General features: G+C 47.6%; 17 protein-coding genes and 1 other annotated feature. All 17 genes read right to left on the minus strand.

Going from position 1 to position 23,243, the window contains the following annotated elements; translation table 11 throughout:
- Positions 1-44: 44 nt before the first annotated feature.
- Complete coding sequence (locus MKY95_RS26545; RefSeq protein ID WP_339195182.1) at positions 45-1,271, minus strand: SPOR domain-containing protein; 1,227 nt, start codon at positions 1,269-1,271, stop codon at positions 45-47.
- Between the two features lie 116 nt (positions 1,272-1,387).
- Positions 1,388-2,707 carry a UDP-N-acetylmuramate--L-alanine ligase gene (murC, locus tag MKY95_RS26550; RefSeq protein ID WP_244988502.1) on the minus strand — a complete coding sequence of 440 codons (1,320 nt, stop codon included), beginning with the start codon at positions 2,705-2,707 and terminating at the stop codon, positions 1,388-1,390.
- A gap of 56 nt (positions 2,708-2,763) precedes the next feature.
- On the minus strand, positions 2,764-4,140 hold the full coding sequence (locus tag MKY95_RS26555; RefSeq protein ID WP_036605960.1) for a folylpolyglutamate synthase/dihydrofolate synthase family protein: 1,377 nt from the start codon (positions 4,138-4,140) through the stop codon (positions 2,764-2,766).
- Between the two features lie 78 nt (positions 4,141-4,218).
- Entirely contained in the window at positions 4,219-6,885 is a 2,667-nt protein-coding gene (locus tag MKY95_RS26560) for a valine--tRNA ligase (protein ID WP_036605901.1), read from the minus strand.
- A 61-nt stretch (positions 6,886-6,946) separates the two neighbouring features.
- Positions 6,947-7,228 (minus strand) — a binding site (T-box leader).
- A gap of 155 nt (positions 7,229-7,383) precedes the next feature.
- Complete coding sequence (locus MKY95_RS26565) at positions 7,384-8,967, minus strand: LysM peptidoglycan-binding domain-containing protein (protein WP_036605900.1); 1,584 nt, start codon at positions 8,965-8,967, stop codon at positions 7,384-7,386.
- A 366-nt stretch (positions 8,968-9,333) separates the two neighbouring features.
- The gene (locus MKY95_RS26570; RefSeq protein ID WP_036605899.1) at positions 9,334-10,239 is read right to left on the minus strand and encodes an RluA family pseudouridine synthase; all 906 of its coding nucleotides are present in this window, start codon (positions 10,237-10,239) and stop codon (positions 9,334-9,336) included.
- Positions 10,236-11,540, minus strand: coding sequence for a glutamate-1-semialdehyde 2,1-aminomutase (gene hemL, locus MKY95_RS26575; RefSeq protein WP_036605898.1), 1,305 nt, complete (start codon positions 11,538-11,540; stop codon positions 10,236-10,238). The genes MKY95_RS26570 and hemL overlap by 4 nt, the downstream gene beginning before the upstream one ends.
- Positions 11,541-11,566: 26 nt before the next feature.
- Positions 11,567-12,568 (minus strand): porphobilinogen synthase, encoded by a 1,002-nt coding sequence (gene hemB / locus MKY95_RS26580; protein ID WP_017692601.1) that lies wholly within the window; start codon positions 12,566-12,568, stop codon positions 11,567-11,569.
- 104 nt (positions 12,569-12,672) lie between these two features.
- Positions 12,673-14,235 (minus strand): uroporphyrinogen-III C-methyltransferase, encoded by a 1,563-nt coding sequence (gene cobA, locus MKY95_RS26585; protein WP_076320305.1) that lies wholly within the window; start codon positions 14,233-14,235, stop codon positions 12,673-12,675.
- 4 nt (positions 14,236-14,239) lie between these two features.
- Positions 14,240-15,196, minus strand: coding sequence for a hydroxymethylbilane synthase (gene hemC / locus MKY95_RS26590; RefSeq protein ID WP_036605896.1), 957 nt, complete (start codon positions 15,194-15,196; stop codon positions 14,240-14,242).
- 2 nt (positions 15,197-15,198) lie between these two features.
- Positions 15,199-15,849 carry a bifunctional precorrin-2 dehydrogenase/sirohydrochlorin ferrochelatase gene (locus MKY95_RS26595; protein ID WP_076320306.1) on the minus strand — a complete coding sequence of 217 codons (651 nt, stop codon included), beginning with the start codon at positions 15,847-15,849 and terminating at the stop codon, positions 15,199-15,201.
- 5 nt (positions 15,850-15,854) lie between these two features.
- The gene (gene ccsA, locus MKY95_RS26600; protein ID WP_047841339.1) at positions 15,855-16,643 is read right to left on the minus strand and encodes a cytochrome c biogenesis protein CcsA; all 789 of its coding nucleotides are present in this window, start codon (positions 16,641-16,643) and stop codon (positions 15,855-15,857) included.
- Between the two features lie 53 nt (positions 16,644-16,696).
- A complete protein-coding gene (hemA, locus tag MKY95_RS26605) occupies positions 16,697-18,082 on the minus strand; it encodes a glutamyl-tRNA reductase (RefSeq protein WP_036605893.1) in 1,386 nt (461 codons plus the stop codon).
- A gap of 342 nt (positions 18,083-18,424) precedes the next feature.
- Entirely contained in the window at positions 18,425-18,826 is a 402-nt protein-coding gene (speD, locus tag MKY95_RS26610) for an adenosylmethionine decarboxylase (RefSeq protein ID WP_036673526.1), read from the minus strand.
- Between the two features lie 335 nt (positions 18,827-19,161).
- Positions 19,162-19,749 (minus strand): hypothetical protein, encoded by a 588-nt coding sequence (locus MKY95_RS26615; protein WP_036605891.1) that lies wholly within the window; start codon positions 19,747-19,749, stop codon positions 19,162-19,164.
- A gap of 267 nt (positions 19,750-20,016) precedes the next feature.
- Positions 20,017-20,673, minus strand: a complete 657-nt coding sequence (gene yihA / locus MKY95_RS26620) for a ribosome biogenesis GTP-binding protein YihA/YsxC (protein ID WP_036605890.1) — start codon at positions 20,671-20,673, stop codon at positions 20,017-20,019.
- Positions 20,674-20,829: 156 nt separating this feature from the next.
- Positions 20,830-23,169, minus strand: coding sequence for an endopeptidase La (lon, locus tag MKY95_RS26625; RefSeq protein WP_036605889.1), 2,340 nt, complete (start codon positions 23,167-23,169; stop codon positions 20,830-20,832).
- Positions 23,170-23,243: the final 74 nt, after the last annotated feature.

Genomic DNA, 23,243 nt, shown 5'->3' on the forward strand with positions numbered 1-23,243 from the left:
TTGCCGGATGGGTATTTCCAAGCGTTGTTATGGGAAAGAGCATGTTACTGCTTTATCGCTTCAAGCCATTTTTTCTGCTGCAGTACATATTCCATCAGATCGGACTGCACGGACCACATGTGTACATCATCCGGGTTTTTGTTGTACTCTGCGATAGCCGTAATTGCACTGTTCATTGATTTCTCCATTCCACCAATAATAGGTTGTACATCTGCGGTCAGGCCAGGTGTAAGACTATTCAATCCCGTCAGCCATGACTGGTGCTTATTTTGAATCGCGGTCATCGTTTCTGTAGAAACTGCTGCCGGAGCAGACTGTCCCAGCTGCTGAATGGACAAAGTAGATAATTGTTCCACCAGTGCAGAACTGTTTGTGAAGAAAAGCTGCACATCCTCTTGCTTGCCACCGAATATAGCCGGATTGATCTCAGGGTTCACGATCTCCTTGACATACAGTTCGACTCCCTGCGCTTTTAGCCTGGAGCTAAGTAGCTTGGCCTCTTCACGATCAGCCGAAATGCCTGCATATACTCGATTGCCATCTTCAGGATCAGAACCTGCGGCTATACCTGCCTGAGCCAGCTCAAGCTTGGCCTGCTCAGCTCGTTCAGGAGAACTGAATACACCGTATTGAAGTGCATAATACGTGCTGCCAGTCGCCGCTGTCTGAACCTGCTGTTCTGTACCTGCAGCCCCCTCCTGACCCGTCACAGTGGAAACTGCCTGATTGACGGGCAGAAGATCGCCTGGCTTCGCGGCTCCTTCTTTGTTAAAAAATGAAAGAATAACCATACCAAAAAGCGCTCCGGTAACAAGTGCCCCAGTAACAGAACCAATCATTTTCCATCCCCTTGGAGGGCGATTGCGTTTATAGGAATAGTTCTCCGAATCTGCAAGCCAGTCGTGGCCTTGATCATCATGGGTATTGGACAGATCACGACGCTCTTCCTCTGGATTATCGGTATGATTAACATAACCGTAACCGGAACGGTTCCCAAAATAATGGGCCTCATCCAAGTTCAAGTTCGAATCATGACTCACCCGCTCGTCAGGTTCAGGTACAGCAGAGCTTGTCAGCACCGTCTCTCCCCAGTCTCCGGGGATATCCTCAGGCGTCCATGATGGGGTTGTATCCATCTTAGGCGTTAGCGGTTGATTATGCGGTAATTCTTCACTTAACGTCACCAATGGACTGGACGCGGATATCCTCTTGTTTTCAGGCTTGTCCGACTCATGATCCCCGAAGCGAAACGTCATTCTAGCATTGCTCACCCGTACCCTCTCCTTTGTCCCATTTATATAAGCTATATGCAGAGACTGGAGAATACATTCCATATAACGCAAAAAACGCCTGCTTCGTATCGAAGACAGGCGATTTCTCAATTGATCTATTTCAAACCTTTGGCAAGTGTATCGCCGACTTTCCAAATATCACCTGCGCCCATCGTAATCACAAGATCTCCTGGCTGCAGACGATGCTGCAAATCAGCCACAACTTCCTCTTTCGTTGGGAGGTAACGTGCAGAAGCATTACTGTTTTGAACGATCAATTCAACCAGTCTGGCTGAGGTTACCCCTTCGATCTGTTTTTCGCCCGCAGGAGAATAGATATCCGTAATAAGTACCTCATCCGCTTCCGCAAAAGCACGACTGAACGCATCCAGCAGGAAGAACGTCCGCGTATAACGCTGTGGCTGGAATACCGCAATAATACGTTTGCCTGTTGCTTTGGCGGCACTAATGGTAGCTTCAATCTCAGTCGGGTGGTGAGCATAATCATCGATGATGAGCATATCATTCGCCTCGCCCAATACCTGGAATCTACGTTTGGCTCCGTGGAACTGGATGATAGCTGCCACAATCTTCTCAAATGGAATGCCTGCTTCCAGACAGGTAATCACAGTAGCCATCGCATTATAAACGTTATGCTTACCCGGCACTGATAATTCCACCGTGCCCATAGCAGCACCCTGATGATTCATCGTAAAGGAGATCCGGCGATCGCCCAGTACAATATCCGTTGCCGTATAATCCGCAGCACGATCAATACCATAGGTTGTAATCCGTGACTTGAGTTCTGGCAAAATTGCTTGAACATTCTCGTCGTCAGAACACACAATCGCTGTTCCTTCCGGGCGAATCTGGCTCAGGAATTGCACATAAGCCCTTTTGAGTTCTTCAAAATCACTGTTGTAATTCTCCAGATGATCTGCCTCAATATTGGTTACAATACCGAGCCATGGATGGTACTGCAAAAACGAACCATCGCTCTCGTCCGCTTCAGCGACTACCCAGTCGCCCTGGCCTGCCTTGGCGTTGGTGCCCACATTCATGATTTCTCCGCCAATGATATATGTCGGGTCCGTATCACATTTATCCATAACAAGTGCAATCATGGATGAGGTGGTTGTTTTACCGTGAGCTCCGGCCACAGCCACACCTTTACGTTCGTTCAACAAACGTGCAAGCATCTGGGAACGATGCAGAATTGGAATGTTCAGCTCTGCAGCTGCTACCCGTTCCACATTATCAGCAGGCGCTGCCGTAGAGTAGACAACAAGATCTGCTCCAGTGACGTGCTCTGCCGTATGTCCGATATATATTTTCGCTCCCTTGGCTGCCAACTTCTCGGTCAACTCCTGTGAAGCGACATCCGATCCGGTAACGGTGTATCCCATTTCCAACATAACTCTTGCGATGGCACTCATGCCATATCCGCCAATCCCTATAAAATGAACGTGTTCCGATGTATTTAACAAAACTTTCACCAACCTTTTTCAGAATCGGTTTGATGCAAAAGGGCTGCCCGCACATCCGCAATCAGGTACAGTGTGCCGGAGACCACCCCCAGATCTTCCGCTTCCGTCCGTGACTTCAATAGATCAAGTGCCTTTGCCCATTCGGGCTCGACGATGATTTCCAGTTCCTGCTTCGCAATGGCGGGACGTACCCGTTCGACAATCTGCAGCAATTCGGCTGCATCCATTTTGCGTCGGAAATCTGGCTCGGTCAGGATCAGCGTATCCACTAGTGGCAGTATATGCTGCAAATACGCTTCGTGATGCTTATTTGCCAACATACCCATCATCAAAATTAACTTGTTGTGCGGATAGACATCCATAATGCTCTTGGCCAGTGACTCTGCCCCTTCCGGATTATGTGCTCCATCTAGCACAATTCGGGGTTCATTGACGACTTTTTCGAATCTTCCTGCCCAGAAAGCATTCTCCAGTCCAAGTGCAATATCGTTGTCATCCAGCATAAATGCCATGTATTGTCTAAGCAATTCAAGCACCATAAGTGCGGCCGCTGCATTGTCACATTGATGTGAGCCCTGCATGCGTATGCGAACGTCCAGATCACGGAACGGGCCTGTAAAATGAAAAGATTGTCCGTTCTCATTGCTGTCCAGTCTATGATAAGAGAATTGATCTCCAGCCAAATACACGCTTGATTGAAGCTGCTGTGCTTTCTCCTGAATCACCTTCACAGCTTCGGGTTGAGTCGCGCAAGTCACAACGGGTACTCCCGGCTTGATAATACCTGCCTTTTCTCCAGCAATCTGCTCAATCGTATCTCCAAGCACATCCGTATGATCCATACCAATGTTGGTGATGACGGACACAACAGGTGCGACAATATTCGTTACGTCCATCCTTCCCCCTAGCCCCGTCTCCCATACCACAACGTCAGGGTAACACTCCTCTGCATAGTACAGAAGCGCGAGAGCCGTGGACACCTCAAACATCGTGGGTGATCCAAGCGGAGTGGAAACCATTTCCATGACCAGTGGATGTAATCGATTTGAGAGCTTAAGCAGGATTTCTTCAGGAATATCCTCACCGTTGTATTGAAAACGGTTTGTAAACTTGGTGATATAAGGCGACGTAAAGGTACCCACATCATATCCAGCCTGAAGAAGCACTGACGTCAAAAAAGCGCAAGTCGAACCTTTGCCGTTCGTTCCCGCGACATGAATAAATTTGAGACGTTGGTGTGGATTGCCTAACATGGACATCAGACTCTCGATTCGTTCCAATCCAGGTCGGATGCCAAAAGGAATAAGGCCATTGATCCAGTCCACGGCCTCGTTGTACGTAAGTAAAGGAGCTGCTGCATCTGTCCCGTCTAATTCCGTCATCTGATTCACCTTCGGTCCCGAGTTTGAGTGAAAAAAGCGGCCGGATGGCATAATGGCTCTCCATCCGACCCACATATATTAACCTTTAAGTTCCTTGATTCGTGCAATCACTTTATCCCGTTTATCGGAATAATCTGCTTGTTTGGCGCGCTCTTCCTCAATAACTTTGGCAGGAGCTTTGGCTACAAAGCCTTCGTTCGCCAGCTTTTTCTCTACACGGAGAACTTCGCCCTCAAGGTTCTCCAACTCTTTCTCCAAACGAGCCACTTCCTGCTCGATATCAATAAGACCTGCGAGCGGCAAGTATAGTTCTGCCCCCGTAATGATCGCAGTCATTGCCTTATCCGGTGAGTTTAAATCCAGCCCACTATCGAACTCGGACGTATTACAGAAACGTTTGATGTAGTGACTGTTACGCGCAATGATGCTGGACGTCTCCGCACTATTTGCTTTGACCATCAGCTCGATCTTTTTGCTCATCGGCACATTCACTTCTGCACGAATGTTTCGCACTGCACGAATGGTATCCATAAGCAGGTTCATCTCGGCAACAGCCTCTGGGTTCTCAAGAGCAGGATCATATACCGGCCATGATGCCAGCGTAATGGTCTCACCTTCATGCGGCAGATGCTGCCAGATCTCTTCGGAGATGTATGGCATAAACGGATGAATCAGGCGCATGGTCTGATCCAGCACATAAGCAAGCACCGATTGTGTTTTCTTCTTGGCAACCGGATCTTCCCCATAGAAGGACAGCTTAGCAAACTCAATGTACCAGTCACACAGGTCATCCCAGATAAAGTTATACAACACACGACCCGTTTCCCCAAATTCATACGCTTCGATTAGACGCGTAATATCGCGGGAAGTTTCGTTCAGACGGTGCAAAATCCAATAATCCGCTGTACCAAGCTCTCCGCTAATGTCACGTTCCTCATAGGTGAATCCTTCCAGATTCATCAATGCAAAGCGCGAAGCATTCCAGATCTTGTTGGCGAAATTACGAGCCTGCTCCACCCGTTCCCAACGGAAACGCAGATCCTGACCTGGCGTGCTGCTGGTTGAGATCATGTAACGCATTGCATCTGCGCCGTATTTCTCAATCACATCCAGCGGATCTACACCGTTGCCCAGTGATTTGGACATTTTACGTCCATCTGCATCACGGACAAGACCATGCATCAGCACATCCTTGAACGGAATCTCATCGGTGAATTCCAATGCAGTGAAAATCATACGTGCAACCCAGAAATATATGATGTCATACCCTGTCACAAGTACACTTGTCGGATAATAACGTTTCAGGTCTTCCGTATCTTCCGGCCAGCCTAGTGTGGAGAATGGCCATAAGCCGGAGCTAAACCAAGTATCGAGTACGTCTTCGTCCTGTCTGAGCTTGCGTCCAGCATACTCTGGCAGCGTTGTTGGATCTTCAGCAGATACGATGATTTCACCTGTTTCTTCATCATACCAAGCAGGTATACGATGTCCCCACCACAGTTGACGGGAAATACACCAGTCACGAACGTTCTCGATCCAGTTCAGATAGGTTTTCTCAAAACGATCTGGAACAAAATTAACCCCTTCGCCGCTCTGTTGTTTTTTAATCGCTCTCTCTGCAAGTGGCTTCATCTCAACGAACCACTGTGTAGACAGATACGGCTCAACAACAGCTCCGGTACGTTCACTGTGTCCAACCTGATGCGTGTGATCCTCAATGTTGATCAATACGCCCTGCTCTTTCAAGTCAGCAACAATCTGCTTGCGGCAGTCACTGCGATCCAGTCCCTGATACTTGCCTGCCTCAGCATTCATTGTGCCGCTCTCATCCATTACCGTAATCTGAGGCAGATCATGACGAAGACCTACTTCAAAGTCATTTGGATCATGCGCAGGCGTGATTTTAACTGCACCACTTCCAAACTCTTTATCCACATAATCATCAGCGATAATTGGAATTTCGCGTCCAATGATAGGCAGTACAAGTACTTTACCAATCATATCTGCATAACGCTCATCCTTCGGATGAACAGCAACCGCTGTATCACCCAGCATCGTTTCAGGACGCGTTGTTGCCACTGTAACGTAGCCACTTCCGTCTTTGAGTGGGTAACGCAGATGGTACAAGTGACCCTGAACTTCTTTATATTCAACCTCAATGTCGGACAGAGCTGTCCGGTTCACCGGGTCCCAGTTAATGATGCGTTTGCCTCGGTAAATAAGGCCTTTTTCATACAGTTGAACAAATACTTTGCGAACCGCTTGGGACAGGCCTTCATCCAGCGTAAAACGTTCACGAGAGTAATCAAGCGACAATCCCATTTTGCCCCATTGCTGACGAATGGTAGTGGCATATTGATCTTTCCAGTCCCATACTTTCTCCAGAAACTTCTCACGTCCCAGATCATAACGAGTCAGACCTTCTTCACGCAACTTCTGCTCCACTTTGGTTTGAGTAGCAATACCTGCATGGTCGGAACCCGGAAGCCACAGCGCATCATAACCTTGCATCCGTTTGGTGCGGATCAGAATATCCTGCAGTGTAAAATCAAGCGCATGCCCAATGTGCAGCATCCCGGTCACATTTGGGGGTGGAATTACAATTGTATACGGCTCGGCATCTTTACGTTGCCCGGCTTTGAAATATCCACGCTCCATCCAGGTGGAGTACCATTTATCCTCTGCCGCCTTAGGATCGTAAGTGGTCGGCATTTCTGTTGCAGCTGATTTTTTTTCCTCAGACATGTGTCATTCCTCCGTTACTTCATCATCTTCGCCAAAAAAAACAAAAAAAACCTTTCATCCATCAAAGGACGAAAGGTTAGCTTTCGCGGTACCACCTTTGTTTCACGCCTACAGCAAGATAGACTTCACCCTCTGTACATGACGTGACACTTCAAGCAGATAACGGCTGCTACCGGCCCATCCTACCTCAGTAATAAATGACGATAAATCTCATTCATCCCTTGTATTCAAACAGGCAACTCCCGGGCGACTTCGATCAGTTGGTTCCTGCGGAATCTCACAGCGCTGCAATTCCACTCTCTGAAAGGTCATACTGTCTACTACTCCCGTTCCACGTTGTTCTTCAAAAAACCTACACACATCATACCTTGCTCGTGCGCGATAGTCAACCTGACAACAGCGGATAAAGAGCGCTGGAATGCAGGTTTAGGACGAATTATGCAAAAACCCGCAATCCTCAAGGGGATCACGGGTCGTAACGAAGGCTTTAACTACGGATTAAGGGATGTACAATATCTGACCTTCTTCCACAACCTGCTCAGATAATCGGTTATACAACTGAAGTTCCCTCGTGCTCAATTGATATCGATCTGCAATGGCATCCAGTGTATCTTCTCGCTGAACGATGCACAGTTTCACCTTGCGGAATGGGGTCTGGTCCACGATCGTTCCCAGGAACAGGTTCTTCCATTCCACATCATCCGCTGGATACGTTTCTTCCTGTACTACACCCGCAGGAACCTCATCGCCTCGCTCCACTTCGGCATCGCGTGCCGCTCTACCGGAGGATAACAAGGAAGAGATACCTACGCCCTCTTCTTGCCGTGGTGCGGATTCTTTTTTGCTGCCAAAAGCAACCTTCAGCTCCGGCTTGTCTTCCGTCTCAGCCACAGGTTCAGGAACAAATGCTTCGTTCTGTACGAACTCGTCTACCCCAGTCGCTTCAAAAGACGGTCGGTCTTCCTCAGGGTTGCCTGGTTCGGACGAAGCAAATACACCTTGCCAGTTCTCTGCCTGTGATTCAAATGGGACATCTGCAACTGCCTGATTCTCCTGCTGAGGTACAGATCTCGCTGATTCGAAGTGCCATACCTCTGGTGCGTCCGGTACATCCGGTGCTGCCAAGTCATTAGATGATTGAGCAGTAGGCTCTGAGACTGCTTGATCTGCACTTCTCGAGTTCGCAGGTAATGCATCCACGGAAGGCTCGGACCAACCCGAAGACTCATCTTCCAGAGGCAACAATGGTTCCGACTCAGGGTAAGAAGCTAATCGATCTGCGGTCTCAGCCATAAATGACGAGATCGGAGAAGGTTCGCTGTATTGCTCATGAGATGCCAATTCATCTCCATTCGCTGTCAGAGATGCGGGATCTTCATTTGCATCAGGTTGTCTGTTTTCGTTAACGTACTCCGCACTTAGCTCCTCAGATTGAAGTGGCTCTGCAGATGACGCATTCGCATAATCCTGCTGCCATTCTTCGCTATTCCTTAATGTCTCTTCCCGTGTGGACAGGTCAGCGAATTCCGGAGCACCATATGCAAGTTCTGCTGCACTCGCAAGTCTCTCTTCCTCACTCCGCTGGAGCAGGTACTCTTGTGCAAATGTGTTGGGATCGCTACCTGCCTGTGCTGCTTCATCGGAGCGGTTGGATTGCTGAGCATCAGGTGAATGAACAACTGTAAACTCATCTGCTGACCACACTTGTGGCTCTTCAACAGGAAAACCTTCGATACCTCGTAGCGACAACACGCCTGTAATGTTCAGACTGCGATTGGATAACAGATCCACGTCAAAATTTTCGATCTCGATGGAAATATCTTCAATCGATCTGACCCGGTTCAGCGGCACTGTGATCTCCACGGGAATGAAATGTTTGAGCTCCTCTGAAGCCTCATTTTCTCCTCTGTACGCACCTGTAAGTAAAAGATGCCCTCTTAATGTGGCATGATCATCCTGCCCTATGACTTGAATGCGTGGGTATAGTTCAATCTCCTCCAATTCCTCAATCGCAGGAACTCCCTCAGACAAATGAACGCGCTCATAAATATCGAACCGCAAACCATAAGGTTGATTCAACAAAGGTGGCGTCCTCCTTTCGGCATATGTTCACCATGATCCTTCTCATGGGACTGATCCATGGTCCAAATCCTTCGTTACCCCATCTATATGCCTTGAATGAGAGGAGCATGCCACCTTTTGAAAAACCTTGTTATATATGTTCAACTCATGGTTATTTACACTGTCACTCCAATGACAGAACAACCTTCTGATCGCTGTTATCCCCGGATTTTTTTCATTCCTTTTTATAAAGGGAAAATCCGGGGATAGCTTAGGCTTCCGAAGTAGCTTTCTTTCAGAAAGCTTTTAGGCGAACGCTTTACTTCTTCTGGTTGTTTCTGTCCTTTCCGTTTTCGTGTAAATAGTTAGTCGAACTTATATAGTGTATTAGTAAGACCCCTCTCGCTCTGCCAATTGTGTGAAGTCGGATGGCCAATGGTCGTTCACTTCAATCATCGCTCCGGTTAAAGGATGACTAAACTTAAGCAACTCTCCATGAAGTGCTTGTCGTCCAATGGCATCCGCTCTACCTCCATACAACGCATCACCAATAAGCGGATGTCCCGCGTAACTCAGGTGTACACGAATTTGGTGTGTTCGTCCTGTATCCAGCTTTAATCGTACAAGGGTTGCTCGTTCCCACACTTCGACGATCTCCACATGGGTAACAGCTTCCTGTCCACCTTCCGAGACACGCCTGCGCTGTTTGTGATGTCTGTCCTTGCCAATCGGAGCATCAATTTTGTGGAGTTTAAGGGGAATTTGTCCACCTGCAATAGCTACATAATGGCGACCAATCTCTTTACGACGCATCGCTTCATCCAGTTTGGCGAGGGCAAAAGCATTTTTGGCATATAGGACAGGTCCCGTTGTATCCTCATCCAGTCGATGAACATGGCGTACGCTCGCCTGTATTCCGTTCATTTCATAATAAGAGGCAACCACATGATCCAGCGTGATCGCCTGATCAGCACGGCTTCCATCTGGATGCAGTTTCATGCCTGCCGGTTTGTGCATAACCAGACAGAAATCATCCTCATACAGTACATCTACCTCAGCCCAGCGTGGCTCAACATCGATTGGCTGGGACGCAAAAAGGGCCAGCCGAAGCCGGTCCCCTGCAAGTTGTATTCCTCGGTTTGCTTTCAGCTGACGGAGCAGTTTCTCCGGAAACTGAAGTTCAGACAATAACCATTGCTCTGCAGCCATCGGTTTGTCCGAACTGCCTGTTACGGCTTTCCCTGGCATCAGCTCAAGCCATTCCCCGCGGCGTTTCCAACTTTTGATGGTCATAGCGATTGAAGAGCTTTACGATTCGCCTCAATCGTATCGTCAATATCCTGCTCCGTGTGCACACCAGAGACAAACATACCTTCGTATTGCGAAGGCGCAACACTCACACCTTGATCAATCATGGCCGCAAAATAACGACGGAATTGATCCAGATTGCTTTCTTTGGCAATATCATAATTGGTTACTGGAACGGCACTGAAGAATGGACAAACCATGGAACCCACACGGTTAATGGTTATCGCAATACCCGTCTCAGCTGCATTTTTCTCGAATCCGGCTTGCAGACGTGCAGACAATGTCTCCAGACGGTCATAGACCTCTGGTGTTAACAATTTGAGCGTTGTATACCCTGCTGCCATAGCCAGCGGATTCCCGCTCAATGTACCTGCCTGATAGATTGGTCCTGTTGGAGCAATCTGTTCCATCAGATCCCGACGACCACCATAAGCGCCAACCGGGAGGCCGCCACCGATAACTTTACCCAGACAAGTCAGGTCAGGTGTAACCCCATACCGTCCCTGAGCACAGTTCAACCCTACGCGGAAACCGGTCATGACTTCGTCAAAAATAAGCAGGCTGCCATATTGGGTCGTCAAACTGCGCAGCCCTTCAAGGAAACCGGAAGCCGGAGGAACAACCCCCATGTTACCTGCCACAGGCTCCACAATAACAGCGGCCAGTTCTTCACCATAACGTTCAAAAGCAAGTCTCACGGACTCCAGATCGTTATAAGGCACCGTAATGGTATTCACAGCTACGCCTTCAGGCACGCCTGGACTATCTGGAAGACCCAGCGTTGCAACACCTGAGCCAGCCTTGATCAGCAAGCTGTCTGCATGTCCATGATATGATCCTTCAAACTTCAGAATTTTACTGCGTCCGGTTACCCCGCGTGCCAGTCGAATGGCACTCATCGTTGCTTCAGTTCCAGAATTAACCATCCGCACGATATCGATAGAAGGTACACGCTCACAGACCAGTTTTGCCATCTCGGTCTCCAGCAAGGTAGGCGCACCAAAGCTTGTTCCTTTGAGGGCTGTCTCACGCAAAGCTTCTACAACGTCAGGGTGTGCATGTCCCATAATGAGTGGGCCCCAGGATCCCACATAGTCAATAAAAACATTGCCATCAATATCGTAGATTTTGGACCCTTCACCACGTTCTGCATAGATTGGAGTAAGTCCCACCGATTTGAATGCGCGTACAGGGCTGTTCACACCCCCGGGTATGTACTGCTTCGCTTCCTCAAACGCGCTGCGTGAGCGCTCATCATTGCGACGATTACCTTGTTGTGCAGTCATGAATATCCTCCTCAATGTAATTTATTTTATTTCTCAGCCAACCAGCGTGAAGCGTCTTTTCCGTAGTAGGTAATGATCATATCTGCACCTGCGCGTTTCATGCTGAGCAGGATTTCCATGGCAACTTTTTTCTCATCGATCCAGCCTTGAATCGCCGCCGCCTTCACCATGGCATACTCGCCACTTACATTATAGGCAACAAGCGGAAGATCAAATTGATCCTTAATCGTACGCATGACATCAAGATAGGACAGCGAAGGTTTAACCATTAGCATATCCGCTCCTTCGAGCACATCCGTCTCTGCTTCACGCAAGGCTTCACGCGCGTTCGCCGGGTCCATCTGATATGACTTGCGGTCTCCGAATTGTGGTGTGGAATCCGCAGCTTCACGGAATGGACCATAGAACGCGGATGCATATTTAACAGAGTAAGACATAATCGGAATGTGACTGAATCCATTCTCATCCAGCCCCGCGCGGATCGCTTGTACAAATCCATCCATCATGTTGGATGGTGCAATAATGTCCGCTCCTGCTTTGGCTTGAGACACTGCCGTTTGCACGAGTAGATCCAGTGATTCGTCATTTAACACATCTCCGCAGATGTGACCGTCAATCTCCACGGTGTGTACCATACCGCAGTGACCGTGATCCGTGAATTCACACAGACAAGTATCCGCAACAACCAGCAGTTCCGGGTACCAGGATTTGATCAATCTCGTCGCTTCCTGCACAATGCCATCTTCAGCAAAGCCAGATGAACCCACACTGTCCTTAGTCTCGGGAATACCAAACAATAACACGGCTGGAATTCCCAGCTCGGCAATTTCCGTTACTTCCTCCTGAAGACGATCCAGCGAGAAGCGGAATACGCCAGGCATGGATTTAATTTCAGATTTTACATTTTCTCCATACGTAACATAGATTGGTTGAATAAAATCATCCACGGTTAGATGGGTCTCTCTGACCATATTGCGAATACCTGTGGATTGACGTAAACGGCGATGCCGTACAATTGGAAAACTCATACGAGTAAAACCTCCTTGAAAAAGTTAAATAGAGCAAAAAGGGAAGCGCGCTGGTATCCTATCGAATTCAGCACGCTTCATATGTTGACATGATTACATGTGTATTAATTTCGAAGAGCGCCTTCTTTGGTTCCTGTCCGTTTCCAGTCGCATAGCACTGTGATCAAGCTATCCATCGTTGCTTCCTCTGCCATCAGTGTAACCTTTAGTCCAGCGGCTTCTGCCGTTTTCGCTGTAACAGGCCCGATACACGCAACCTCCACATCTTTCAATAAAGGCAGTGGATCTTGCAACCCCATACGTTTCAACATACTCATGAAGTTGGTAACCGTCGATGAACTTGTAAAGGTCACCGCATGAATACCACCTTCTTCAAGTAGCTTGAGTAGTTCGTCATCATCCTCACCAGCGAGGATCGTATCGTAGGTGATGGCTTCGGTGACCTGAAGCCCTCTTTCTCTCAACTGGTCACGTAACCATGTACGTGCAAGATCACCATGCGGAAGCAGTACTCTCTGGCCTTCCTTCAGCTCGCTTTCAAAAGCCTCAAGCATGCCTTCGGCCTGGAAAGGACCTTTGACAACTTCAGCTACGATGCCATGTTTGCGCAAAGCGTCCGCTGTGGAAGGTCCTACGGCAGTAATTCTCGCTTGATGAATCGAGCGAATATCCTTGCCTTCCTGTTCCAGATGGCGGAAGAAAAACTCCACGCCGTTCACACTTGTGAAAAACACCCAGTCATAGGTATTTAAAGCACTGAAGGCGTCTTTGACACTTTGCTTGGCAGATTCACTGGATGGCATGACCGTCTCAATAACCGGAAACTCATACGGTTCGCCGCCGAGTTCCTCAATGCGATTCACCAGTTCACTCGCCTGACTGCGAGCACGGGTTACCAGAATTCGTTTGCCAAATAGCGGCAGCGCTTCTGCCCATTTCAATTGTTCCCGCTGATTGACAACATCTCCCACCACAATAACAGCTGGTGGTTGGAAATTGGCTGCGATCACTTTCGCTTCTATATCTTCAAGGGTACCTGTAAGGGTATCCTGTTCCGCTCGTGTTCCCCAACGAATCAGAGCTACCGGTGTTTGCGCTGGACGACCATGACGAATCAATTGTTCGCTGATATATCCAATTTTGGCAACCCCCATCATAAATACAAGTGTGCCCGTTGCATTCGTCACTTTATCCCAATGGATACTGCGATCAAGCTTGTCCGGACTCTCGTGCCCCGTAATAATAGAGATGGAAGATGCATAGTCACGGTGAGTCACAGGAATTCCGGCATACGCAGGCACACTTATTGCAGCGGTAACCCCAGGTACAATCTCAAACGGAATTCCGTTTTTTTGCAGCAAACCCGCCTCTTCGCCCACACGTCCAAAGATAGTTGGATCGCCGCCTTTAAGCCGAACCACAACCTTGCCTTCAAGAGCCAGATCAACCAACAGTTGATTGATCTCTTCCTGTTTCATCGTATGCCGATCCGGGCGCTTGCCCACGTAGATCTTGACTGCGCCGGGTTTCATTTGTTTCAACAATCTCGGACTTGCCAAACGATCATAGACTACAGCATCGGCTTTCCCGATGGATTCCCACCCTTTTACCGTAATCAGTTTTGCATCCCCAGGACCTGCCCCTACCAAAAAGACCTTTCCCACCATGTCTTCATCCCCTAACTTCTGCCAGTATCTGCTCTGCTCCCCGTTCGATCAATCTCCACGCCACTTCTTCACCCAGACGAACCGGGTCCTTGCCGATCATAGCTTCCTTAAGAATCAGTCCACCATCCGGCGTGCCGACCATACCTGTTAATTGTAACGTGTTTTCACCATTCAGGGAATCTGCATCTTGCTGAGGCACCCACACCGCATGAGCACCAATCGGAACCTGGCAGCCCCCATTTAATACACTGAGAAAACGGCGTTCCGCCTGTACAGGAAATGCTGTCTCGGGATCGTTATACAGCTGCAGTAAGTGCAACAGTTCCTCATCGTCTTCACGACATTCGATACCAAGCGCGCCTTGACCCACTGCCGGAAGGCAAGCTGTTTCCGTCAGGTACTCTGTGATCCGGTCTTCCCAGCCCATACGGTACAATCCTGCAGCTGCCAGAATAATCGCATCGAATCCTTCAGTCTCCAGCTTCCGCAGACGGGAATCAATATTGCCGCGAATCGATTCCAATTGCAAATCTGGACGATAGGCCTTTAATTGACTCGACCGGCGCAGACTGCTTGTTCCGACTCTAGCTCCTTCTGGCAGTTGATCCAGAGTAAGTCCACCATTAGATATCAGCGCATCCCGTGGATCTGCACGACGGGGAATAGCACCATTGATTAATCCTTCGGGTAACTCGGAGGGCATATCTTTCATGCTATGCACAGCCATATCAATCGTACGATCAAGCATCGCCTGTTCAATCTCTTTGACAAACAGACCTTTGCCTCCCACTTTTGACAACGTTACATCCAGAATGAGATCTCCCTTGGTAACAATCTTATGTACTTCAAAGTCAAAAGCTAATCCTTCCCGCTCACAAATATCGCGTAAATCCTGAATGACATGACCTGTCTGGGTTAGCGCAAGCGCGCTCTGTCTACTTCCAACTTTAATTGTACGCATATCTACACTTCCTCCTGATTACGGGATATCCAGTCCCCGATTTCTTCTTCGGTCCACCACCGAAAATGGCCTGTACGAATATCTTCTAATATGTGCATTTCAGTTAATTGCCGAAGCAACGTACTCCTGAGACTTGAAGAAGATACGCGTGACTTCACCTCAGTCCTCATCTGGTGCAAAAACTCAAGGTACGTCTCATATTCATCACCGAACTGTCGTTCGAGTGTGGCACGTATCTCCGCAGCTGCTGCCGGTCCCGCTCCTGCTGTGGATATCGCTATACTTAATCTCCCACGCCTTACCACGCTTGGTGTAATAAAGCTGCTGTGCTCCGAAGACATCGCGTTATTCACCAGTATGCCCGCAGCCTCAGCATCCCGAACCACAGTTGAATTGACCTCTGAACGGTCAGTCGCTGCATATACGAGAAAGGCCCCCCGCAAATCTCCATTGCGGTAGGACCGGTCTATCCATTGAATTCGGGATTCATGATGCAGTTGTTTTAATACAGGAGTAAGCTCCGGACTAATGACCGTAATCTGTGCCTCAGCATGCAGTAATCCCTTAATTTTACGTTCGGCAACACGTCCACCACCAACCACGCAGCACTTCTTGCCTGAAGTATTCACAAATATCGGCGTGTAACGGTCCATCCCCTTCACTCTCCCGTCCAACGATGAAACGCTGAATACGCATTGGATAAAAAACTTATAATGACAAATCCGTACCCGATCAGTGTCCATCTTGCCATGATAATTGTAGAGAACTGTTTCCTTCTCTTGGATACGAAGTACCCCACATAGATGGCTATAGCAAGACCTGTCGCAATAACTTTGAGATCCAAGAGTAGAATCCAGCGTCTTTCCGCCACAATGGATAATACGGCAAGCATCACAGAAACGCCAAGGAGCGGTGTACCTATGAAGTTAGCACCATCCATGTATTTGCCGATCACTTCCAGGCTTGGCATCCGCCGCATCGTATCATTCCACTTTTTTTTCTTCAACTTACGGTGCAGGAACAGATATAACATGGCAAATACCGTAGCAACGGTTAACGCCGCAAAACCAAGATTCGCCAAGGTAATATGCATAATGAGTAATCCATGTACCGTTTGCCAGTTATGCAGTGATATCTCTCCGGCCGTAAACCACAGTCGGTTTAATACCGTAACGGAAAAACCTACAACATTCAGCAACAAAATCACAAATTCGGAACGCTGGATGCGAGTCATGACGAGAGACATCAGCACAATACTGAATGAAAATATAAACAAAAAATCAAAGGTGGTATAGATGGGGAAATGGCCTTCAGTCCACATGCGCAATATGACATGCGTTACCTGCAATCCCCAAACAACGACAAGAAACCCTGTGCCTGTCCGCTTCGCCCCCGCATTGCGTCGAATGCAGTCCGAGAAATAGAACAGTAGGCTCAGGGCATACATATAGATTAGAGCTTCATAAACTTGTTCAGCAAGGGTCAAGCTGCCCACCCGCCTTATACGCCTGCCGGAGCATAAGCCGGCACGGGGTCTTGCCGGTTTTCGTTAAGGTGAGCGGCTGGTTTCGCCAGAGCTGTAGCATCACTCTGACTCACTTTTTCAGCGGCCATCTCTACTGCATCTTCCAGAGCGAAAATCTGAGTAAACATGCGCAGAGCTTCATCACCTTGCTTCGTGCCTGCCATTTCCTTAATCCGATTAATCGGATCTGTCGTCATTTGGTTCACAATACTCTTGGTCAAACGACGAATGACTTTACGTTGATGTTCATCGAGCTCAGGTAGTTTATTAAACAGGCTATCCATCGTTTCTTCATGAATGGAGACACCTTTTTCCTGCAAAGCCCGAATAACGGGACGAACACCCAACGTTTTGAGCCAATGGTAATAATCCTCCATCTCAAGCTCAATCATTCTCTCAATCTTGGCAGCTTCCACCTTACGCATCTCCAGGTTGCTCTCCACGATTCCTTCCAGATCATCAATGTCATAGAGAAATACGTTGGATAATTCACCAATCGCCGGATCAATATCGCGTGGAACCGCAATATCAATCAGGAACAATGGACGAGATTGACGACGCTTCATGCTCTCTCGTACCACTGCTGCATCCATGACATAACGTTCAGCTCCAGTGGAACTAATCACAATATCAACTTCATTCAGTCGATCTAGTGCCTGTTCCATGGTACAAGGTGTCCCCCGGAACTTGGCTGCCAATTCTTCAGCTCTTGCGAGCGTACGATTCGCCACGATGACCTCGGATGCCCCGTTGGCATAGAGATGTTTCACGGTTAGTTCACTCATCTTGCCGGCACCCAAAATGAGCACCTTCTTGTCTGTGAACATGCCAAAAATCCTCTTACCGAGTTCAACAGCAGCATAACTGACAGATACGGCACTCTCCCCGATGGAAGTCTCCGAATGTGCCCGTTTGCCCAGCGTAACTGCCTGTTTGAACAGCATATTAAACCAGGTACCTGTTGATTTCTCTTCCTGCGCTTTAAGAAAAGCCTGTTTCACCTGTCCAAGAATCTGAGTCTCACCAATGACCATGGAATCTAGTCCGCAGATGACGCGGAACAAATGGCGCATGGCTTGATCATCTTCATATATATATAAGTGTTGCGTAAATTCTTCCCGTGGTACGTTAAACCATTGTTCCATGAATGTTCGAATAAAATAACCACACATGTGAAGACGGTCCACCACAACATACAACTCGGTACGGTTACATGTGGCTACGATTACACCTTCCAATACACTCTTGGTCAGCTTGAGCTGCTGCAGCGCTTCAGACAAATCCTTTTCTGCAAATGTGAATCGTTCCCTAACCTCTACAGGCGCCGTGCGATAATTCAAACCAACGACAACGATGTGCATTGCAAGTTCACCTGCCTAATAAATTTCCAATCAAAGTGCTTACTGCATATGTCTATCCATTTATGATTGACAAGGTTAATTATATCACACATCATAGCCGTGACCGGGTCATTTTTATGAAATGTTTATGAAATCACCATGTTCATCATCATATGCACTGTCATTTATTGTAGTGTCTCACCAAAGTTCACCGTTATGCGTTAAAAAGTGCCGATTATGAATATTCATAACGATACGCATATTAAAACAAATAGCCATGGAATTATTCCATGACTATTAGAGTTTGGGAGGTTATGTGTCCATCCCGATATGTGAACATTGTGTATGCAATATACTTTTTATTTAAACCCGTTCAGTCTGATTGTTCATGTCTGGTGTTTCAACTTGCAATTCGCCCAAACCACGTACCAACTTCTTTGCATACGTTTTTTCAGGCTTTAATACGGATACCAGGTAGTCAATAGCAAGCTGTGGATCTACAGTCTCCCCACAAGTGTAACAATCAATCGCTGCAAAACCTCTCTCAGGATACGTATGAATGGAGAGATGGCTCTCAGACAATAGTACAAGTACGGTCGCTCCCTGTGGATCAAACTGCTTGGACTGTACGGACATCACTGTCGCGCCACATGCCTCCGCTGCTTCAACCATTTGGGCTTCCAGATACTCTGCATTGTTCAGTAGATTAAAGTCGACACCCCAAGTATCAACAGCAACGTGTCTTCCGAAAGTTGAATATTCCATCCTTCGGTTCCCCCTTCCTAGGAATAAAATGTTTGAAAAATTTCATCCGCTAGGACCTACGTCATTCACTTCCCGAGGGAAAAATCTCTCGCAACATATAATGTCCTGAGTGAATCCTGGTTCCTATATTGTTTTCAACGAGATTAAAAATAACATTGAATCAGAGTGAAATCAACCCTTTTCCAGAAGATTGTAAAATAAATATTTCCAATTCGGAATATTCGATCTCACATCAAAAAATTCCCCTGAAACCTCCACATTGGCGAGTGCCACTGCCCGGAAGATACAAGGGAATTCATTATATACATATACGTTTATAAACATACAATTTTAAGTTAATAAGCTTCAAGCTCAAACAACCGTTTTTGATGACGAGCAAGGGTCTCATCAATCTGATGGAGCTGATCAGCAGTCGCATCTTTTCTAGTATCCAGCAGTGAATCAATCTCGGCATACACACGGTTGATTTCGCGTTCTACATCTCTGGCCTGGAACAGATGTTGCAATTCAAGCAACGTGTTTTTGTATTCATAGATCACTCGGGTGTTCTCCCCGGTCTTCTCCACAATTTTGCGGACAGTGCCTTGAGCATAAACATACGTCATGGTGAACCCTTTATAGATCCGATGAACGACCCCGTCACCCTTAAAAGTCACAAAGAGCTTCCGGACAACGTTGGTCAGATGCAGATTCACCAGGCGGCAAGATAACTCACAGATATAAAACCCTTCTATGCGGTCAAAAGGAAAATGCACTTCTTCTCCACTTACATCCCCCAGCACAACCTCCTGACAACCATTGTCCAACACCTTAACCCGGTGATGAAGCCTGCCGTCTTCTGTCATGCGCAAAAACTGATGCATCTGGGGTTCTGACAATTTCATAGTGGCCTTAACGTATTCTGTGGCTAACCGCTGAGCCATACAAATCCCTCAATTCTTTCCCGATTGTTTTGTCTTCCTGCACATGTAGCAGTCATCTCAAAATTCTTCAGGCCGGCATGGCCGGTAATTTTGTTACTGTTGGCAATATGCACCTATGCTCATTATACACTACCCTAACGTTATTTTTCTCCAGACCCAGATGATGAATTGTCACGAAATCCCTTAAAAAACCGGATTAATCTGGATCTCATTAAAGATTCATTTAGCATGCTCACTTTCCTGCACTAAAACGGTATACTATCTCGGTTATCCGTTAATTCCGTTGGTTTCTTCCTCATCAGAAGCACCCTCTGCATCCAGCACTGGTGCATACTTATCTATGCGGGCATGGCGGGTAATGATGTCCCATAACTCTTCTTTCCCCAATCCCTCTTCGGATGAAAACGGCACAAACAAATCCCCTGAACGAAGACCCAGTGATTCCTTAATGACTTTGATATATTTGGCTCTGCGGGTTTTTGGAATCTTGTCCATCTTGGTTGCTACGACAACCAAAGGCAGTCCATTATGACGAAGCCATTCGTTCATCATCTTGTCCTCCTTGGACGGTTCATGTCTCATATCCACCATCTGCATGACCAGTTTCAATTCCTCGCGTCCCAACAAGTATTTCTCCATCATTTTTCCCCAGGCAAAGCGTTGCTCTTTGGAAACTTTAGCGTACCCATATCCCGGGAAATCGACGAAGTAGAGATCCTGATTAATTTTATAATAGTTGAGTTGCTGTGTCTTACCCGGTGTAGAGCTCGTCCGAGCCAAATTTTTACGATTGATCAATCGGTTGATCAGGGAAGATTTCCCCACATTGGAGCGTCCCGCCAAAGCAATCTCTGGCAGACCGTCCTCGGGGTATTGTTCAGGCCGAACGGCACTGATAATAAATTCAGATTGATTTACTTTCATATTGTATCTTTCCTCTCTTGAAAACCTGTGCTATGCATCACCTGTTGAAGGTATTATGCCATGGATTGTTCTATCATACCAAAAAAACCGTTCCAGCGGACGCCGAAGCCTCCGCAGAACGGTCTAATCTTCATACGAACCTTTCGGATACGTGGATTACAGGTGAATTCCTGTCTGCTCAACAAGTGCATGCTGCAATACCTGATCCATATGGGCTACAGGGACAAACTCCACATCTTCCTTGATGCTGTCTGGAATGTCACGCAGGTCCCGTTCGTTATCCTTAGGCAATAATATTTTTTTATAGCCGGCACGATGGGCTGCCAGTGATTTCTCTTTCAGACCACCAATCGGCAACACACGTCCACGCAGTGTTATTTCACCAGTCATCGCGATATCCTTGGACACATGTTTGTTCGTCAAGGCTGAGATTAACGCTGTTGCCATCGTAATCCCGGCAGATGGACCATCCTTCGGAATCGCTCCTTCCGGAACGTGGATATGGATATCGTTTTTCTCATGGAAGTCAGGCGAAATTCCTAGCTGTGTAGCTTTGGAACGGGTGTAACTGAATGCGGCTTGTGCCGATTCCTTCATGACATCCCCCAGTTTACCTGTGAGAGTCAATTTACCTGTTCCAGGCACAACAGTCACTTCAATGATAAGGGTATCTCCACCCACTTCAGTCCACGCCAGACCCGTTACGGTACCAATCTGATCTTCCAGTTCGGCCATACCATAACGGAACTTGCCAGGTCCAAGGTAGTCTTTGATCTCATCGGATGAGATGTTAATCTGACCTTCCACACCCGATACGATGTTCTTGGCAGCTTTCCGGCACAACGAAGCCATCTGCTGTTCCAGATTACGCACACCTGACTCCCGTGTATATTCACGAATTACACGCAACAACGCGTCATCCGGGATTTCCAATTGCTCTTCTTCCAAACCATGGTCCTGCTTCTGTTTGGGCAACAAATAGTTTTTCGCAATTTGTTGCTTCTCCAGTTCCGTATAACCAGGGATGTTGAGCATTTCCATCCGATCCAGCAATGGACGCGGAATATTGTGTACCGTGTTGGCAGTTGTTATAAACATAACGTTGGATAAGTCAAACGGCAATTCTACAAAATGATCACTAAACGTATTATTTTGTTCCGGATCAAGTACCTCAAGTAACGCTGCGGAAGGATCTCCGCGGAAGTCTGAAGCCATCTTATCAATCTCGTCCAGCAGGAATACCGGATTAAGTGACCCTGCCGTTTTCATCCCCTGGATGATACGCCCAGGCATAGCCCCTACATAGGTGCGCCGATGACCACGAATCTCGGCTTCATCCCGCACGCCGCCAAGAGATATTCTTACAAATTCCCGACCCAGCGATCTAGCAATCGAACGAGCAAGTGATGTTTTACCGACCCCTGGAGGTCCGACCAGACAGAGAATTGGCCCTTTGAGCTTCTTGACGAGCTTCTGGACAGCCAGATATTCAAGCACACGTTCTTTCGGCTTTTCCAGTCCGTAATGATCTGCATTGAGCACATCTTCCGCTTTTTGGATATCCAGATCATCCGCTGTCATCTGACTCCAAGGAAGGCCAAGCAGCCAATCCACGTAGTTGCGAATGACTCCGCCCTCGGCTGAACTTGCAGGCATTTTCTCCAGTCGATCAATTTCTTTCTCGACCTTTTCTTTCACCTTGTCCGGCAAGCCGAGTTCTTCCATCTGAGTGCGAAGTTCCTCGACCTCACCCGCACGGCCTTCTTTTTCACCCAGTTCTTTCTGGATCGCTTTCATCTGCTCGCGCAAATAATATTCCTTCTGCGTTTTCTCCATCTGTTTCTTCACACGTTGGCTGATCTTGCGTTCAAGCTCCAGCACTTCGCGCTCATTGTTCAGGATATCCAGCAATTTCTCCAGACGTTCCCGAACGTCGATGGTCTCCAGAATTTCCTGTTTATCCTTGATCTTCAAGGACAGGTGACTCGTGATGACATCGGCCAGACGCCCTGGTTCTTCGATGTCAGACACCGCTGCGAGTGTCTCTGGTGTCACTTTTTTGGACAGATTAATATAATTCTCGAACTGGTTCAGAACGGTACGCATCAAGGCATCCGTCTCCGGATGGGTATTCTCCTCTTCAGGCAGCTCTTTAGCCAGTACTTCATAATATTCCTCGTTGTCCGTATATTCAATAATTTCAGCCCGTTCCAAGCCTTCAACGAGTACACGAATCGTACCGTTCGGAAGCTTCAGCATCTGTCTGACCTTGGCCACGGTTCCGATTCTGAAAATGTCCTCTTGTGTTGGTTCTTCAATATTTACTTCGGCTTGGGAACATAGGAGAATCAGATGTTCTTCTACCATCGCTTTTTCTAAAGCCTTGACCGATTTCTCCCGGCCCACATCGAGATGCAGTACCATACTCGGGTAGACGAGAAGTCCTCTTAAAGGCAGTAAAGGAAAACGACGACCTTTCGCTTTGCTCGGTCCCATCGCTTTCGCACCTCCAATGGCTCTCAGGTTGTAGTCATTCATTATTCTATCAAATGTTCACATAAAAAACCAAT

Origin of the sequence: Paenibacillus sp. FSL P4-0176 (assembly GCF_037975265.1) — a bacterium.
Lineage (GTDB): Bacteria > Bacillota > Bacilli > Paenibacillales > Paenibacillaceae > Paenibacillus > Paenibacillus amylolyticus.

What these genes read in the sequence shown, in the direction of transcription:
- murC (WP_244988502.1), bottom strand. Translation starts at nt 2,707, where the DNA reads ATGAGTGCCATCGCAAGAGTTATGTTGGAAATGGGATACACCGTTACC.
- MKY95_RS26555 (WP_036605960.1), bottom strand. Translation starts at nt 4,140, where the DNA reads ATGACGGAATTAGACGGGACAGATGCAGCAGCTCCTTTACTTACGTAC.
- MKY95_RS26560 (WP_036605901.1), bottom strand. Translation starts at nt 6,885, where the DNA reads ATGTCTGAGGAAAAAAAATCAGCTGCAACAGAAATGCCGACCACTTAC.
- MKY95_RS26570 (WP_036605899.1), bottom strand. Translation starts at nt 10,239, where the DNA reads ATGACCATCAAAAGTTGGAAACGCCGCGGGGAATGGCTTGAGCTGATG.
- hemL (WP_036605898.1), bottom strand. Translation starts at nt 11,540, where the DNA reads ATGACTGCACAACAAGGTAATCGTCGCAATGATGAGCGCTCACGCAGC.
- hemB (WP_017692601.1), bottom strand. Translation starts at nt 12,568, where the DNA reads ATGAGTTTTCCAATTGTACGGCATCGCCGTTTACGTCAATCCACAGGT.
- cobA (WP_076320305.1), bottom strand. Translation starts at nt 14,235, where the DNA reads ATGGTGGGAAAGGTCTTTTTGGTAGGGGCAGGTCCTGGGGATGCAAAA.
- hemC (WP_036605896.1), bottom strand. Translation starts at nt 15,196, where the DNA reads ATGCGTACAATTAAAGTTGGAAGTAGACAGAGCGCGCTTGCGCTAACC.
- MKY95_RS26595 (WP_076320306.1), bottom strand. Translation starts at nt 15,849, where the DNA reads ATGGACCGTTACACGCCGATATTTGTGAATACTTCAGGCAAGAAGTGC.
- ccsA (WP_047841339.1), bottom strand. Translation starts at nt 16,643, where the DNA reads ATGTATGCCCTGAGCCTACTGTTCTATTTCTCGGACTGCATTCGACGC.
- hemA (WP_036605893.1), bottom strand. Translation starts at nt 18,082, where the DNA reads ATGCACATCGTTGTCGTTGGTTTGAATTATCGCACGGCGCCTGTAGAG.
- speD (WP_036673526.1), bottom strand. Translation starts at nt 18,826, where the DNA reads ATGGAATATTCAACTTTCGGAAGACACGTTGCTGTTGATACTTGGGGT.
- MKY95_RS26615 (WP_036605891.1), bottom strand. Translation starts at nt 19,749, where the DNA reads ATGGCTCAGCGGTTAGCCACAGAATACGTTAAGGCCACTATGAAATTG.
- yihA (WP_036605890.1), bottom strand. Translation starts at nt 20,673, where the DNA reads ATGAAAGTAAATCAATCTGAATTTATTATCAGTGCCGTTCGGCCTGAA.
- lon (WP_036605889.1), bottom strand. Translation starts at nt 23,169, where the DNA reads ATGGGACCGAGCAAAGCGAAAGGTCGTCGTTTTCCTTTACTGCCTTTA.